Origin of the sequence: Paracoccus benzoatiresistens (genome assembly GCF_026913015.1) — a bacterium.
GTDB classification, from domain to species: domain Bacteria; phylum Pseudomonadota; class Alphaproteobacteria; order Rhodobacterales; family Rhodobacteraceae; genus Paracoccus; species Paracoccus benzoatiresistens.
On record NZ_JAPTYD010000001.1, the window covers coordinates 324,804 to 340,233 of the forward strand.

The 15,430-nt window shown below is 67.5% G+C and carries 19 protein-coding genes; 13 read left to right on the forward strand and 6 right to left on the reverse strand.

The features are described 5' to 3' along the window. The first annotated feature begins 91 nt into the window (after nucleotides 1-91). From OU682_RS01670 to OU682_RS01725, 12 genes are all read left to right on the forward strand, one after another. The gene (locus OU682_RS01670) at nucleotides 92-1,111 is read left to right on the forward strand and encodes a LacI family DNA-binding transcriptional regulator (RefSeq protein WP_268940313.1); all 1,020 of its coding nucleotides are present in this window, start codon (nucleotides 92-94) and stop codon (nucleotides 1,109-1,111) included. 42 nt (nucleotides 1,112-1,153) lie between these two features. Beyond that, nucleotides 1,154-1,966, forward strand: coding sequence for a S49 family peptidase (locus OU682_RS01675; RefSeq protein WP_268940314.1), 813 nt, complete (start codon nucleotides 1,154-1,156; stop codon nucleotides 1,964-1,966). Nucleotides 1,967-1,968: 2 nt separating this feature from the next. Beyond that, on the forward strand, nucleotides 1,969-2,100 hold the full coding sequence (locus tag OU682_RS01680) for a hypothetical protein (RefSeq protein WP_268940315.1): 132 nt from the start codon (nucleotides 1,969-1,971) through the stop codon (nucleotides 2,098-2,100). A 298-nt stretch (nucleotides 2,101-2,398) separates the two neighbouring features. Continuing rightward, the gene (uvrC, locus tag OU682_RS01685; RefSeq protein ID WP_268940316.1) at nucleotides 2,399-4,261 is read left to right on the forward strand and encodes an excinuclease ABC subunit UvrC; all 1,863 of its coding nucleotides are present in this window, start codon (nucleotides 2,399-2,401) and stop codon (nucleotides 4,259-4,261) included. A 263-nt stretch (nucleotides 4,262-4,524) separates the two neighbouring features. Then, nucleotides 4,525-4,899 (forward strand): hypothetical protein, encoded by a 375-nt coding sequence (locus tag OU682_RS01690; RefSeq protein WP_268940317.1) that lies wholly within the window; start codon nucleotides 4,525-4,527, stop codon nucleotides 4,897-4,899. Between the two features lie 69 nt (nucleotides 4,900-4,968). After that, the gene (gene pgsA / locus OU682_RS01695; RefSeq protein WP_268940318.1) at nucleotides 4,969-5,604 is read left to right on the forward strand and encodes a CDP-diacylglycerol--glycerol-3-phosphate 3-phosphatidyltransferase; all 636 of its coding nucleotides are present in this window, start codon (nucleotides 4,969-4,971) and stop codon (nucleotides 5,602-5,604) included. Beyond that, nucleotides 5,594-5,845, forward strand: coding sequence for a molybdopterin converting factor subunit 1 (gene moaD, locus OU682_RS01700; RefSeq protein ID WP_268940319.1), 252 nt, complete (start codon nucleotides 5,594-5,596; stop codon nucleotides 5,843-5,845). Before pgsA ends, moaD begins: the two co-directional genes overlap by 11 nt. A gap of 5 nt (nucleotides 5,846-5,850) precedes the next feature. Further along, nucleotides 5,851-6,333: a molybdenum cofactor biosynthesis protein MoaE gene (locus OU682_RS01705; protein WP_268940320.1), complete on the forward strand. Its 483-nt coding sequence runs from the start codon at nucleotides 5,851-5,853 to the stop codon at nucleotides 6,331-6,333. Continuing rightward, entirely contained in the window at nucleotides 6,320-6,826 is a 507-nt protein-coding gene (locus OU682_RS01710) for a hypothetical protein (protein WP_268940321.1), read from the forward strand. Before OU682_RS01705 ends, OU682_RS01710 begins: the two co-directional genes overlap by 14 nt. Before the next feature lie 69 nt (nucleotides 6,827-6,895). Beyond that, nucleotides 6,896-8,266 (forward strand): glutamate--cysteine ligase, encoded by a 1,371-nt coding sequence (locus OU682_RS01715; protein ID WP_268940322.1) that lies wholly within the window; start codon nucleotides 6,896-6,898, stop codon nucleotides 8,264-8,266. Nucleotides 8,267-8,312: 46 nt separating this feature from the next. Next, a complete protein-coding gene (locus OU682_RS01720) occupies nucleotides 8,313-8,630 on the forward strand; it encodes a hypothetical protein (protein ID WP_268940323.1) in 318 nt (105 codons plus the stop codon). A gap of 234 nt (nucleotides 8,631-8,864) precedes the next feature. Beyond that, nucleotides 8,865-9,263, forward strand: a complete 399-nt coding sequence (locus OU682_RS01725) for a hypothetical protein (protein ID WP_268940324.1) — start codon at nucleotides 8,865-8,867, stop codon at nucleotides 9,261-9,263. On the opposite strand, the gene plsY is transcribed toward OU682_RS01725, so the two are convergent. From plsY to ccmI, 6 genes are all read right to left on the reverse strand, one after another. Then, nucleotides 9,260-9,844 (reverse strand): glycerol-3-phosphate 1-O-acyltransferase PlsY, encoded by a 585-nt coding sequence (plsY, locus tag OU682_RS01730; protein WP_268940325.1) that lies wholly within the window; start codon nucleotides 9,842-9,844, stop codon nucleotides 9,260-9,262. The genes OU682_RS01725 and plsY overlap by 4 nt on opposite strands. Then, nucleotides 9,841-11,115, reverse strand: a complete 1,275-nt coding sequence (gene pyrC, locus OU682_RS01735; protein ID WP_268940326.1) for a dihydroorotase — start codon at nucleotides 11,113-11,115, stop codon at nucleotides 9,841-9,843. Before pyrC ends, plsY begins: the two co-directional genes overlap by 4 nt. Beyond that, nucleotides 11,112-12,074: an aspartate carbamoyltransferase catalytic subunit gene (locus tag OU682_RS01740; RefSeq protein WP_268940327.1), complete on the reverse strand. Its 963-nt coding sequence runs from the start codon at nucleotides 12,072-12,074 to the stop codon at nucleotides 11,112-11,114. Before OU682_RS01740 ends, pyrC begins: the two co-directional genes overlap by 4 nt. Nucleotides 12,075-12,142: 68 nt before the next feature. Then, complete coding sequence (locus tag OU682_RS01745) at nucleotides 12,143-12,310, reverse strand: DUF1289 domain-containing protein (RefSeq protein ID WP_268940328.1); 168 nt, start codon at nucleotides 12,308-12,310, stop codon at nucleotides 12,143-12,145. Beyond that, nucleotides 12,307-12,777 (reverse strand): Holliday junction resolvase RuvX, encoded by a 471-nt coding sequence (gene ruvX / locus OU682_RS01750; protein WP_268940329.1) that lies wholly within the window; start codon nucleotides 12,775-12,777, stop codon nucleotides 12,307-12,309. The genes OU682_RS01745 and ruvX overlap by 4 nt, the downstream gene beginning before the upstream one ends. Continuing rightward, complete coding sequence (ccmI, locus tag OU682_RS01755) at nucleotides 12,774-13,985, reverse strand: c-type cytochrome biogenesis protein CcmI (protein WP_268940330.1); 1,212 nt, start codon at nucleotides 13,983-13,985, stop codon at nucleotides 12,774-12,776. Before ccmI ends, ruvX begins: the two co-directional genes overlap by 4 nt. A 149-nt stretch (nucleotides 13,986-14,134) precedes the next feature. On the opposite strand from ccmI, the gene OU682_RS01760 reads away from it, so the two are divergent. Beyond that, entirely contained in the window at nucleotides 14,135-15,397 is a 1,263-nt protein-coding gene (locus OU682_RS01760) for a sarcosine oxidase subunit beta family protein (protein WP_268940331.1), read from the forward strand. Nucleotides 15,398-15,430 lie beyond the last annotated feature (33 nt).

A 15,430-nucleotide genomic window follows, 5' to 3' on the forward strand; every position in this document is an offset into this window, starting at 1 on the left:
CCCTTTTGACCGGTGATGCGTGGTTTGGCAAGGTTGTCGCGGTTGTTGCCGTCCGCTAACATCGCGCAAAGACGTGATTGATCGGTGCCTGATGAACGCTCCTCGACCCCGCCGCCCGCTGACCCTGCGGGATGTGTCCGAAGCCTCGGGTGTGTCGGAGATGACCGTCAGCCGGGTCTTGCGCAACCGGGGCGATGTCTCGGCGGCGACGCGGGAAAAGGTGCTGACGGCGGCGAAGATGCTGGGCTATGTCCCCAACAAGATCGCAGGCGGGCTGGCCAGCCAACGGGTGAACCTGGTGGCGGTGGTGATTCCGTCGCTGTCCAACCTGGTCTTTCCCGACGTGCTGGGCGGGATTTCGGCCGAACTGGACGACACCGGGCTGCAGCCGGTGATCGGCGTCACCAACTATTCCCCCGCAAGGGAGGAGATGGTGCTTTACGACATGCTGTCCTGGCGACCGTCCGGCGTAATCCTGGCCGGGCTGGAACACAGCAAGGCCTCGCGCGCCATGCTGGCCAATTCCGGCATCCCGGTGGTCGAGATCATGGACGTGGACGGCGAGGTGATCGACACGGTCGTGGGCATCTCGCACCGGCGCGCGGGGCGCGAGATGGCCGCGCGCATCCTGGCCGCGGGCTATCGCCGGATCGGTTTCGTGGGCACCCACATGCCCGAGGATCACCGTGCCCGCAAGCGCCTGGCCGGCTTCGAGGAGGGCCTGGCCGAGGCCGGCGTCACGCTGGAGGCGCGCGAATACTACCAGGGCGGGTCCTCGCTGCTGAAGGGGCGGGAACTGACCGAGCGGATTCTGACGCGCGCCCCGGACCTGGATTTCCTTTACTTCTCGAACGACATGATCGGGGCGGGCGGGCTGCTGCATTGCCTCGACAAGGGCTATGACATTCCGAACCGGATCGGCCTTGCGGGCTTCAACGGCGTCGATCTTCTGGATGGGCTGCCGGTGCGGCTGGCCACCACCGATGCGCGCCGCGTGGATATCGGGCGGCGCGCGGCCCGGCTGGTCGCGGGCAAGGACGCCATCCCGGAAGATCGCATCGTCGCGCTGACCCCGACCTTCCTGCCGGGAGACACGATTCGTGCGGCATGACGCCGCTTGCGGCAGGGCAGGGGGGTGATTAACTCTGCCGCCATGCGTAGTATTCCCTTTCTTGACCGTTTGACGAAAAAGGGCCCCCGCGTGTCGGTGGTCCGCCTGCACGGCGCCATCGGCATGGCCGGGCGCGGCGGGGCGCTGACCGATGCGGCGCTTGCCCCCGTGATCGAGCGAGCCTTCCGCAAGGGCAAGCCCGTGGCCGTGGCCCTGTCCATCAACTCGCCGGGCGGATCGCCCGTGCAGTCGTCCCTGATCGCCGCGCGGATCCGGCGGCTGGCCGACGAGACGAAAACCCCGGTCCACGCCTTTGTCGAGGATGTCGCGGCCTCGGGCGGATATTGGCTGGCCTGCGCGGGCGACCAGATCTGGGCCGACGAAAGCTCGATCCTGGGGTCGATCGGCGTGATCTCGGCGGGCTTCGGCTTCCAGGACCTGATCGCCCGCTGGGGGATCGAGCGTCGCGTCCATACCGCGGGCCGGTCGAAATCGACGCTGGATCCGTTCCGCCCCGAACGCCCCGAGGACGTGGCGCGCTTGCACAACGTGCTGGAGCCGATCCACCAGGCCTTCAAGGACCACGTCGCCGCCCGTCGTGGCGCGCGGCTGGCGGGCGGGCGCGACCTGTTCACGGGCGAATTCTGGGCCGGGCGGCAATCGGTCGATCTGGGGCTGGCCGACGGCGTCGCCCATCTGGTGCCCAAGATGAAGGCGCTTTACGGCGACAAGACCCGCTTCGTCGTTCACGCCCCGCGCCAGTCGCTGTTCCGCAGGCTGGGCCTCTCTGCAGGCACCGTGCTGGACGCCGCCGAGGAGCGCGCCGCCTTTGCCCGCTTCGGTGCCGGGGGATGAGCGTGCGCATCGTCATCCTGTTCCTGTTGGTGATGGTGGCGCTTGCGCTGGTGCGAGGCCCGGCCTTCCGGCGGGGCCTCGGGCGGATGCTGGGGCTTCGCCTGTCGGATCGCCCGACCCGCCGCCGCGACTGACCGGCGTTTGACCCTGCGGCAGTTGTCCCCTGTTTAGGTAAGATCCGTCAAGCAAGGGCCTGAAACTGCGCAAGTTTCGTCAACGACCGGTGGCACCGAAAGTTTGTTAATGAATTCAAGGGTCTAATATTCTGCCCAAAAATGCGGCAAAGTCACGGTCATGTAACGATTGCTGGACAGGACCCCTCAGGCTCACAGGACACCCACAGACTTATCCACAACGCCGGTGGACAGCTTCCGCCTTGCATTCCTTCCTCGGAACTTGCAGCCCGGCATGGGAATCACTTTCTTGTCTGACATGACCCAAGCAACTGCACCCAAGACCGGCCATGCGCTGATCCAGGACTATCTTCGTCAGCTTGACCGCAGCCCCGGCGTCTATCGGATGCTGGATGCGCAGGGGGCGGTTCTGTATGTCGGCAAGGCCCGCGACCTGAAGGCGCGGGTGTCGAACTATGCCCGGCCCTCGGGCCATTCGGCGCGGATCGCGCGGATGATCCGCGAAACGGCCTCGATGATGTTCCTGACCACGCGCACGGAAACCGAGGCGCTGCTGCTGGAACAGAACCTCATCAAGCAGCTGAAGCCGCGCTATAACGTGCTGCTGCGCGACGACAAGTCCTTCCCGAACATCCTGGTGGCCAAGTCCCACGGCTATCCCCAGATCAAGAAGCATCGCGGGGCAAAGTCCGAAAAGGGTGACTACTATGGCCCCTTCGCCAGCGCGGGGGCGGTGAACCGCACGCTGACGCAGTTGCAGCGGGTGTTCCTGCTGCGGAACTGCACGGACGCCACCTTCGAATCGCGCACCCGCCCTTGCCTGCTGTTCCAGATCAAGCGCTGCAGCGCGCCCTGCGTGGGGCGCATCTCGGAACAGGATTACGGCGCGCTTGTGTCCGATGCCGAACGCTTCCTGCAGGGCAAGACGACCGCCATCCAGGCCAGCCTTGCCCGCGACATGGCCGAGGCAGCCGAGAACATGGAATACGAACGCGCCGCAGCCCTGCGCGACCGGATCAAGGCGCTGACCGCCGTGCAGTCGGTCCAGGCCATCAACCCCAAGCGCGTGGCCGAGGCCGACATCGTGGCGCTCCACATGGAAGGCGGGCAAGCCTGCGTGCAGGTCTTCTTCATCCGCGGCAACCAGAGCTGGGGCAACCGCGACTTCTATCCCCGTCTGGGTGGGGTCGAATCCCCGGCCGAGGTGATGCAGGCCTTTCTGCTGCAATTCTACGACGACAAGCCGCCGCCCCGGATGATCCTGCTGTCCCATGCGCCGGATGAGCCCGACCTGACCCGGCAGGTCCTGTCCGAACGCGCCACCCGCCGCGTCGTCATCGGCGTGCCGCAACGGGGCGAGAAGTTCGAGCTTGTGGAAAACGCCCTGCGCAACGCCCGCGAAAGCTTGGCCCGTCGCATGTCGGAAAGCGCCACGCAGTTGCGCCTGCTGGAAGGCGTGGGCGAGGCCTTCGACCTGCCGGCCCCGCCCCGCCGGATCGAGGTTTACGACAACAGCCACATCATGGGCACCAACGCCGTGGGCGGCATGGTCGTCGCGGGACCCGAGGGCTTCATCAAGAGCCAATACCGCAAGTTCAACATCAAGGGGACCGAGATCACGCCGGGCGACGACTTCGGCATGATGAAGGAGGTGCTGTCGCGCCGCTTCACCCGCCTGCTGAAGGAAGATCCCGACCGCCAGACCGAGGCCTGGCCCGACCTTCTGCTGATCGACGGGGGCGCCGGGCAGGTGTCCGCGGTGGACGGGATCCTGGCGGAACTGGGCGTTGAGGATATCCCCATCGTCGGCGTCGCCAAGGGCATCGACCGCGACCAGGGCAAGGAGGAATTCCACCGTCCGGGCCGTCCGTCCTTTGCGCTGCGCATGAACGACCCGGTGCTTTACTTCATCCAGCGCTTGCGGGACGAGGCGCATCGCTGGGCGATCGGCACCCATCGCGCCAAGCGCGCCAAGTCCGTCATGGCGAACCCCTTGGACGAGATCGCAGGCATCGGCGCCGCCCGCAAGCGCGCGCTGCTGGCGCATTTCGGCAGCGCCAAGGCCGTCAGCCGGGCCGGCCTGACCGATCTGCAGGCGGTCGAGGGCATCTCGGCGGCCATGGCGCAGAAGGTTTACGACCATTTCAACGCCCGTGGCTGACGCCGCAGTGCAGCGCTGCCTAAAAATCGACCAGTTTTGTTGAGAATGCTTTCCCAAAATTGGGGATTTCGACAGAACATCTTCGAGGCGAGTTGACATGGGGGTAAGCAAGAAGGCGTTTCAAATCGCGTACTTGGCTTTCCCCTTCGATTTTCCTTTATAACTGTTGCGGCAATGCAGCAGAAAACGACGGTGTAATGATACCGCATTCTGGCTGCGGTGTCGCGCTAAGGTTGTGACTTGCTCAACCCGAGGAGGCCCTCATGCCCCGTTTGCCTGAAACCGGCATCGCTGACGTACGGACCCCCGCCTTCGACCTGCCGAACGCCCTCGACACCACCTGGAGCGAGTTCAAACCCCACCTGACCCAACTGGAGGCGGTGGTCACCGACAACTATATCGACGGAAGCGACCCTGTCCTCTGCGCCAGCGACGAGGATGGCCGCAACTGGACGATCGAACTGGCCAGCCATGCTCGCAATGCCGAAATCGGCCTGAAGGGAAGCGCCGTCCTGCCGGGCGATCCCGTGCGCGTCATCGGCCGCCGCACGCGCCATTTCGGCGAACAGCGCATCAAGGCTGTCCACCTGACCATCGCCGGTCGCCCCTTCGAGCTTTATCCCGGCGCCCTTGGCTGACCGGAGGGGGCGGCGCATTTCGGTTCGCCGCCCCTTTCCAAGTCGGGCGGCACGGACTAGCTTGCCCTCATGCGCTGGACAGTCCCCAATATCCTGACCCTTCTCCGGCTGGTCGCGGCCCCCGCCGTGCCGCTGATGTTCCTGTATTTCACCCGGCCCTGGGCCGATTGGGCGGCGCTCGCGCTGTTCATGATCGCAGCCGTGACCGACTGGATCGACGGTTATCTGGCGCGCAGCTGGCAGCAGGAAAGCCGCTTCGGCGCGGCCATGGACCCGATCGCGGACAAGGCCATGGTGGTGATCGCCATCGTGGTCATCACCGGCTATTCCGGCATGAACCCCTGGCTGATCCTGCCCGCCACCCTGATCCTGTTCCGCGAGGTCTTCGTGTCGGGATTGCGTGAATTCCTGGGGTCGAACGCCCGGCTTCTGAAGGTCACCAAGCTGGCCAAGTGGAAGACCACCACGCAGATGGTCGCCATCTCGGTCCTGTTCCTGGGCACGGGGCTTGCCTATGTCGAACATGGCCGCCCGCCGCGCGTGGGCGAACCGGGGCTGCCGTGGTTCTCGTCCTCCTGGGCGGACCTGGCCACGCAGGTCGGGCTGCTCCTGGTCTGGATCGCGGCGATCCTGACAGCCTGGACCGGCTGGGATTATTTCGCCAAGGCGCGCCCTTATCTGCGGGAACCGGGCCATGACGCTTGATGTGCTGTATTTCGCCTGGCTGCGCGAACGCATAGGCCAGCCGCGCGAGCGGATCGAGACAAGCGCCGCGACCGTGCGCGACCTGATCGCCGACCTTGCCGCCCGCGACGACTGGCACGCGGCGGCATTCGCGGACCTTGCCGCCATCCGCTGCGCCGTGGACCAGCAGCTTGCCGACCTGGACGCCCCTCTGGCCGGCGCGCGCGAGGTCGCCTTCTTTCCGCCGATGACGGGGGGCTGATACCCATGTCGGCCCGCGTCCAGACCGCGCCTTTCGACCTGGCCGCCGAACTGGCGGGCTTCGGCGCGGGCGCGGGGGCCATCGTGACCTTCACCGGCGTGGTGCGCGACGACACCGGCCGCATGGCCGCGCTTGAGATCGAGCATTACCCCGGCATGACCGAGCGCGCGCTGTCCGACTATGGCACCCGGGCCGCTGACCGCTTCGGCCTGTCCGACTGGCGCATCGTCCACCGCCACGGACGCCTGGCCGTGGGCGAGCCCATCATGATGGTCGCCACCGCCGCCCGCCACCGCCACGCGGCGTTCCAGGCGGCCGATTACCTGATGGACTGGCTGAAATCCCGCGCCCCCTTCTGGAAGCGCGAACTCGGCCAGGACGGCGCCGCCCGTTGGGTCGATGCCAAGGCCAGCGACGAGGACGCCCTGTCGCGATGGCAGGCTTCTTCCGAGTATCCATCCTCTGCCGCCACCGATGATCCGGCCTGAACTGCGGGCCTGGCTTTCCCGCCGGTCCGAATCCCTGGTCGCAACCGCGATCCTGCTGGCCGGGCTGTGGCTGGCCTTTCGCGGCGGCTGGTTCTTCGCCGCGCTTGGCGGGCTGGTCCTGCTGGTGGGCCTGTCGCTGTTGATCGGGGCGATCCGCAGGCTGCCCTTTCGTCGCGGCATCAACGCCCCCGGCATGGTCGAGGTCGATGAGGGCGCCATCCGCTATTACGGCGCGGCCGTGCTGGGCGGAGAGATCGCCCTGCGCGACCTGGTCGAGATCCGCCTGCTGCGGCTGAAGGGCAGGGGGCACTGGCGGTTGCGCAGCGCCAGCGGAGAGGCCTTGCTGGTTCCCGTCGATGCCGCCGGTGCCGAGGCCCTGGCCCATGCCTTCACCGCGCTGCCGGGCCTGGACATGGGCATCGTGTCCGCCGCCCTGGCGCATGTCGCCGACCAGCCCGATACCGTGCGCACCGTTTGGCGGAGGCCGGGTTGAGGCGGGTTGACTTGCCCCGATCCCCTTGTCACCTGTGGCCCGGCAAAAAACCCAGAAAGGCCTCTGTTCATGTCTATTCCACAACAGGGCGGAGGCCCGATCGAAAACCGTGACCAGCTTGCGGCCTATATCGCCAGCGGTGAAAAGCCCCGCGAGGCTTGGCGCATCGGGACCGAGCACGAGAAGTTCGGCTATGACAAGGCGAACCTGCTGCCGCTGCCCTATGACGGGGCCTGTTCCATCCATGCCATGCTGACGGGCCTGCAGGAACGCTTCGGCTGGACCCCCATCATGGAGCAGGACAAGCTGATCGGCCTGGAGCGCAACGGCGCCAATATCAGCCTTGAGCCCGGGGGGCAGCTGGAGCTGTCGGGCGCGCCGCTGGAAACCATCCACCAGACCTGCGACGAGGTGAACCAGCACCTGGCCGAGGTGAAGGAGATCGCCGACCGCATCGGCGCCGGCTTCATTGGCCTGGGTGCCGCACCGATCTGGGGGCAGGACCAGATGCCGATGATGCCGAAAGGCCGTTATCGTCTGATGACCGACTACATGGACCGGGTGGGGACCCTGGGCAAGCAGATGATGTACCGGACCTGCACCGTGCAGGTGAACCTGGACTTCGGCAGCGAAGCCGACATGGTCCGGAAGATGCGCGTGGCCCTGTCCCTGCAACCCGTCGCCAACGCGCTGTTCGCCAATTCGCCTTTCCTGGACGGCAAGCCCAACGGCTGGAAAAGCTGGCGGGCGCATATCTGGCAGAACCTGGATGCCGCGCGCACCGGGATGCTGCCCTTCGTGTTCAAGGACGGCTTCGGCTACGAGGCTTGGGTGGACTATGTCCTGAACGTGCCGATGTATTTCGTGTATCGCGACGGCAAGTACATCGACGCCCTGGGCCAGAGCTTCCGCGACTTCCTGGACGGCCGCCTCCCGGCCCTGCCGGGCGAGGTGCCGACGCTGTCGGACTGGGCCGACCACATGACCACCGTCTTCCCCGAGGCCCGCGTCAAGAAATACATCGAGATGCGCGGCGCCGATGGCGGCCCCTGGCGCAGGCTTTGCGCGCTGCCCGCTCTGTGGGTCGGGCTGATCTATGACCAGACGGCGCTGGATGCCGCCTGGGATCTGGTCAAGGACTGGGACGACGAGACGCGCGAGGGATGGCGGCGCGAGGCCGGAATCCATGCCCTGCAGGCCGAGGTGAACGGCACCCGGATGCGCGATCTGGCGCGGCAGGTGCTGGAGATTGCCGAAGCGGGCCTGAAGAACCGTGCCAGGACGGGCGCGGGCGGGCTGGTTCCGGACGAGACGCATTTCCTGAACGCGCTGAAGGAAAGCGTGGACAGCGGCAAGGTCCTGGCCGACGAGCTGCTGGAGAAATACCAGGGCGAATGGGGGGGCGACCTGACGCCCATCTACAAGGAATATTCCTACTGAGAGGGCGCCGGATTTCCCGGCGCCATTCCGACGGGATCAGGCGGCCTTGCGACGGCGGCGCATCGACGACCATGCGGCCGAAGTCGGCATGGCTGGTCAAGAAGCCGTCAAGGCCCCAGTCCAGCATCGGCTGGATCATGGCAAAGGCTTCCGTCTTGCTCGGCGGGCGGAAGGCATGGGCATGGATCTTGAGCCCGAAGCCATGGGCGGCCTTGATGAAGGCCTCGGAGATGCCGGCATGGCTGACGGCAGCGGCATCGTCGCTGCGGCTGACGCCATGGATGTCGTCCTGCGGGCGGACGGAAACCAGTTGCGCGACCTCGGCCTCATGCCGTCGCAAGGGCGGCAAGCTGCATCTTCATGAAGCGTTCCTGATCCTTGCATCGTCTGCCTGCGCTGCCGAACCGCGCGCAGCCTGCGCATCCCGGCAGGAAAGATTGTCGGTTCTGCGAGGGTTTTGTTGCGGGGTGATTAAATCCGCAGAAAGCCGGACCCCGGACAGCGCACGACAATATGACCGCTTGCCCCGCTGCCCCGTCTTGAAACAACGCTGCGCCGGTGGCAGGGCAGGGGAAAACGGCCGGAAGGGACAGCACGGATGAAGGCGGATGTGATGACATGGGTGCAGCGGATCGTCGGGGCGGTCTTCGCCGTCGGCGTTGTTGCCCTGATCGGGGCAATCGTGGTGCAGGTCGGCCAGGCCGAAGGGCTGCCGCCGCTGCCGATCTTCCTGGGGATCCTTGGGATCGTGACGCTGATCCTGATGGCGGGGGCCTGCCTGGCGCTGGTCTCGGTCGCGATCTCGGCCCGGAAGGGGGCTGAGGCGCTGCGCCGGATCGCGGGCCAGGCGTCTGCCGCGCCCGTGCCAACCAAGGCCTCGCCGGTGCGCGTCTTCAGCCAGACGCCCCTGCGCGAAGTGGCAAGCGAACCGCAGCCGGAACCGGCGCCCATCCGGCCCGCGCGTCCTGTAGGCCGGACCCTGGTGGCCGAACGCTAACCCTTCTTGCCGATCCGGGGCTCGGTCCCGTCCAGAAGGCGGGCGATGTTCGGGCGGTGGCGGACAAAGATCAGCACCGCCATGAACAGGCTGACGGCGATCAGGTCGGTCCGGCCCAGAGCCCAGGCAAAGACCGGCGACAGGGCCGCCGCCAGCAGCGCCGACAGGCTGCTGATCCGGCTGACAAGCGCGGACAGAAGCCAGATGGCGCAGGCGATCAGGCCCAGCGGCCAGTGCAGCGCGATCAGCGTGCCCAGGAAAGTCGCGACCCCCTTGCCGCCCTTGAAACCCAGCCAGACGGGGAAGCAATGCCCCAGGAAGGCCGCGCCCCCCGCCAGCATCGCCGCAGTCTCGCCGCCGAAATGGCGCGCGATCAGCACGGCGATGGCACCCTTGCCGGAATCCAGCAGCAGCGTCGCCAGGGCGGCGGGCTTGTTGCCGGTGCGCAGCACGTTGGTCGCGCCGATATTGCCCGACCCGATCTTGCGCAGGTCGCCCAGGCCCAGAGCCCGCGCGATGACCAGCCCGAAGGGGATCGAGCCCAGAAGATAACCGAAGACGGTCCAAAGCGTCAGGGTCATGCCACGCCTCCGAACACGCGGCGGCCCGCGACCCAGGTGCCGATCACCCGGCCCTCCATCCGCGCGCCGTCGAAGGGGGTGTTCTTCGACTTGGACAACAGCGTGAAGCGGTCCAGCACGAAGGGGGCGTCCGGATCGAACAGCACCAGATCGGCAGGGGCGCCTGCCGACAGCCGCCCGCCCGGCAGGCCCAGCCGCTTCGCCGGGTTCAGCGACATCGCCCGCCACAGTTGCGGCAGGCTGAGGCCACCTCCGTGGTAAAGCCGCATCGCCGCGGGCAGCAGCGTCTGCAGCCCGACCGCACCGGGGGCGGCGGCCTCGAAGGGCAGGCGCTTCGATTCCTCGTCCTGCGGGGTGTGGAAGCTGGCGATCACGTCGATAACCCCGTCGGCCACGGCTTCGACCATGGCCAGCCGGTCGTCCTCGGACCGCAGGGGCGGGGTGAAGCGGAAGAAGGTGCGATAGTCGCCCACGTCGTATTCGTTCAGCGTCAGGTGATGGATGGAAATCCCCGCCGTCACGTCCAGCCCCGCATCCCGCGCGCGGCGCAGGGCGGGCAGGGACTGCGCCGTGGTGATCTGGTCGGCGTGCCAGCGGCAGCCGGTCATCGCCACCAGCGACAGGTCGCGGTCCAGGCCGATCACCTCGGCCATCGGGCTGACCGCCGGAATGCCATAGATCGAGGCGAACTTGCCGCTGGTCGCCGCAGCCCCGCGCGACAGGCCCGCGTCCTGCGGGTGGCCCACGATCAGCGCGCCCAAGCCGCGCGCATAGGTCATGCAGCGCGACAGCAGCCGCGTGTCCGCCACCTGCCGCACGCCATCGGTGAAGGCCACGGCGCCCGCATCGGTCAAAAAGCCGATCTCGACCATCTCGCGGCCCCCGCGGGCCTTGGTGAGGCTGGCCATGTGGCGGATGTTCACGGCGGCATCGCCTGCGCGGCGGGTCACGAATTCCAGCGATTCGGGCGTGTCGATGGGCGGCAGGGTGTCGGGGCGCGCCACGATGGTGGTCACGCCCCCTGCGGCGGCGGCAAGGCCCGCGCTGCGGAAGCTTTCCTTGTGACGCTCGCCCGGCTCGCCGATCTTGACGCCCCAGTCGATGATGCCGGGGGCAAGCGCGCGGCCGTTGCAGTCGATGACGGTGGCGTCTTCGGGGGCCTCCGCATCGATGCCCTCGATCACGCCGTCGCGGACCAGCAGGCTGCCCGGGGCATCCGTCTGCGCCTCGGGGTCGATCAGGCGGGCGTTGGTGAACAGCGTCGCGGTCATACCATCACCGCCGCCGCCGCGCGGCCCCGTTCGGCGCGCAGGTTCCGGGCCAGCAGGTCCAGCGCGGCCATGCGGACGGCCACGCCCATTTCCACCTGGTCCTGGATCACGGATCGGTTGATGTCGTCGGCGATGGTGCCGTCGATTTCAACGCCCCGGTTCATCGGGCCCGGATGCATGACGATGGCGTCCGGCGCGGCGCAGGCCAGCTTTTCGGCGTCCAGCCCGAAGCGGTGGAAGTATTCGCGTTCCGACGGGATGAAGCCGCCGTCCATGCGTTCCTTCTGAAGCCGCAGCATCATCACCACATCGGCGCCCTTCAACCCTTCGCGCATGTCCTCGAACAGTTCCACGCCCATCTCTCCGGCGCCCGCGGGCATCAGGGTGGCGGGGCCGATCAGGCGCAGGCGGTTTTCCATCTTGCCCAGCAAGAGCAGGTTCGACCGGGCCACGCGGCTGTTGGCGATGTCGCCGCAGATCGCGATGGTCAGGCGGTGCAGGCGCCCCTTGGCGCGGCGGATGGTCAGCGCGTCCAGCAGCGCCTGGGTCGGGTGTTCGTGCCGCCCGTCGCCCGCGTTGATGACGGCGCAGTTCACCTTTTCGGCCAGCAGGTTGACTGCGCCGCTGTTGGGATGGCGGACCACCAGCAGGTCGGGCTGCATCGCGTTCAGGGTCAGCGCCGTGTCGATCAGCGTCTCGCCCTTCTTCACGGACGACTGGGCCACCGACATGTTCATCACATCCGCCCCCAACCGCTTGCCCGCCAGTTCGAAGCTGGCCTGGGTGCGGGTCGAGTTCTCGAAGAACATGTTGATCTGGGTCATCCCCTCCAGCGCGTCGGCGTGCTTCACCGTGCGGCGGTTCAGGGCCACGTAATCCTCGGCCAGATCCAGAAGGGTGACGATCTCGGGCGGGGACAGGTGGTCGATGCCCAGAAGATGGCGGGCGCGAAAGGTCATGACGGGCCTCGTGGTCGGGGTCGGTCGCTCTATCGCAGATGCCCTGCCATGCGGCAAGCGGGCAGGGGTCAGTCCGTCTGGGACTTGCGGGCGGGCAGTTCGGCCATGATCAGGCGCCGGGCGTCCGGCGACAGCCTGGACCAGGCGGCGATTTCGTCCAGGCTGCGCAGGCAGCCGGTGCAAAGCCCGGACGCGGGGTCGATCACGCAGACCTTGATGCAGGGGCTTTCGATCATCCCCGCAGATACCGCAGCCGGTCCAGCGCACCTTGCAGGATATAGCCGGCGGCCACCTGGTCGATGACCTCGGCCCGGCGCTTGCGCGAGGTATCGGCCTCGAGCAGCGCGCGTTCGGCGGCAACGGTGGACAAGCGTTCGTCCCAGAAGCCGATGGACAGGTCGGTCAGCCGTTCCATGTTGCGGGCAAAGGCGCGGGTCGATTGCGCACGCGGGCCTTCGCTGCCGTCCATGTTGCGCGGCAGGCCCAGGATTAGGCCCACCAGCCCGCGGTCCTTCGCGATCGCCAGCAGTTCGGCCGCATCCAGCGTGAACTTCTGCCGCCGGATCACCGTCAGCGGAGAGGCGACCTGCCGCAGCCCGTCGCTGACCGCGACGCCGATGGTCTTGGTGCCCAAATCCAGCCCGGCGATGGCGCCGACCGGGGGCAGGCTGGCCGCGAAATCGGTGATGTCCGCGTGAATCATTGGGTCAACCCCGCTTGAGTGGCGGCTTGCCGGACGATGTCCAGCGCCTCGGGTTGGGCGGCAAAGCGGGTCTGCGCCTCGGTCCAGATTTCGCGCGCGTGGTCTGCATTGCCGATCACCACCAGCGAGGAAATCAGCCGCGCCCATTCCTCCGGGGTGCCGCCCTGCTGGGCAAGACGGGCTTCCAGTTGCGATACCATGCCCGCGATCATCTGCTGGCGGTCCTCGGGCGACATGTCCTCGGCCGCAGCCATGGCCTGGGCATCCGGGCCGGGCAAGGGGGCGGGCGGGACATAGTCCGGCTGCCCCGCCAGCCAGGCCAGATCAGTGATGGCTGCGCGGATCGGGGCGATCCAGGGCGCATCCTCGGGACCTTCCTCCAGCAAGCGGCGCCAGACCGGAAAGGCACGGTCGGGGCGGTCGTTCTGCAGCTGCAACATGCCCAGCAGATAGCGGGCCTGCGGATGGGCGGGATCCTTGCGCAGGGCGCGGGCCAGCACCCCCTCGGCGTCGGGGGTGATGACGCCGCCCGCGGCCTCGATCATCAGGGCCGACAGGCGCACCAGCTCGCCGGCGGTGGCATCGTCGCCGCGCAGATCGATCAGCCGCTGCTGCGCCTCGCGCGCCGCCGCCATGTTGCCAAGCCGCATCTCGTTCGTGGCAAGCAGGGCTAGGCCCTGAGGATCGTCAGGGTTCTTCGCAACCGCCTCGCGCAGCTGCTGGATCAGCGAGGCGTAGTCGGCGGGCACCTCGGGCGCCTGGGGGCGGGGGGCCTCGGCCTCGGCCTCGGCCTGGCTGGGGCGGCTGTCATAGGCCGCTTCCGCCAGGGCGATGCGCCGGGCGATCGGCAGGTCGTCCCGTCCCGGCTGGCCTTCGCGCAGGTAAAGCGCCGCCGCCCCCGCGAACAGCATCGCAAGCAGCGCAACCGCCAGAAGCCCCCGCCCGCCCGCGCCGCCCGTTGCCGCCTGCGCCATGCGGCGGTCGGCGTCCAGCACCTTGCGGCCGATCTCGGTCCGCAGGCGCTCGGCATCCTCGGGGGCGATCACGCCGCGCTCCAGGTCGCGCTCGACCTCTCGCAACTGGTCGCGGTAAACGCGCAGGTCAAAGGCGGCCGCCGGCTCGGCCGCCGCCTGCCCGCGCCGCAGCAAGGGCGCCATGATCGCCAGCCCGACGATGATCGTGGTGGCGGCGCAGATGATCCAGAACATTCCAGCCCTCCGGTTGGCCCCATCTTTAGGGCGCTTTGACCGGCGCGGAAAGCGGCAGCCTGTCGCATTTCGACGTGATCGCGCCGCAAGATGTCTTGAGCCCGAGGCGTCATCCCGGCATCTTGAGGCCCGAGTCAACGGGGGTTCTGATGCCGTCACCGCGTTCCGGCCGCTATTCGGTCTTTGCCATCGCGCGCGAAGCGCTGCGCCAGCACCAGGGCTGGAACCGTGCCTGGGCCAGCCCGGAACCGCGCGAGCGCTACAAGGTGGTGATCGTCGGCGCGGGCGGGCATGGGCTGGCGACGGCCTATTACCTGGGCAAAAACTTCGGCATCACCGATGTCGCGGTGATCGAGAAGGGCTGGCTGGGGGGCGGCAACACGGGCCGCAACACCACGATCATCCGGTCGAACTATCTGCAGGACCCTTCGGCGGCGATCTATGACAAGGCGCTGAAGCTTTACGAGAACCTGTCGCAGGACCTGAACTACAACGTGATGTTCAGCCCGCGCGGGCTGATCATGCTGGCCCAGACCGAACACGAGGTCCGGGGCTACAAGCGGACGGTCTATGCCAACAACCTGCAAGGCGTCTCGACCGAATGGATCGAGCCGAAGCGCCTGAAGGAGATCGTGCCGATCATCAATATCGACGGGCCGCGCTATCCGGTGCTGGGCGGGCTGTACCAGGCGCGGGGCGGCACGGCGCGGCACGACGCGGTGGCCTGGGGCTATGCGCGGGCGTGCAGCGACATGGGCATGCACATCATCCAGACCTGCGAGGTCACCGGGATCGAGACCGCGAACGGCCAGGTCCAGGCGGTCAGCACCACCAAGGGCCGCATCGGCTGCGAGAAGCTGGCCCTGGTCGTGGCCGGCCACTCCAGCCAGCTGGCGGAAATGGCGGGTTTCCGCCTGCCCATCGAAAGCGTGCCCTTGCAGGCGATGGTCAGCGAACCGATCAAGCCCTGCATGGACGTGGTGGTGATGGCCAACACCGTCCACGGATACATGTCCCAGTCCGACAAGGGCGAGATGGTGATCGGCGGTGGCACCGACAGCTACAACGCCTTCACGCAGCGCGGTTCCTGGCACCATATCGAGGAAACCGTGCGCGCCCTGATCGAGACCTTCCCGATGATCTCGCGCCTGAAGATGCTGCGGCAATGGGGCGGGATCGTGGACATGACGGGCGACCGGTCGCCGATCCTGTCCGCCACCCCGGTCGGCAACATCTTCGTGAACTGCGGCTGGGGCACGGGGGGCTTCAAGGCCATCCCCGGCTCGGGCTGGGCCATGGCGGAACTGATCGCGCAGGGCCGGCCCGGCCCGCTGGCCGCCGCCTTCGGCATGAACCGCTTCCGCGAGGGGCGATTCATCGACGAATCCGTCGCGGCAGGTGTGGCACATTAGCCATGATTGAAACCGCACGGAAATTTCGGGGAA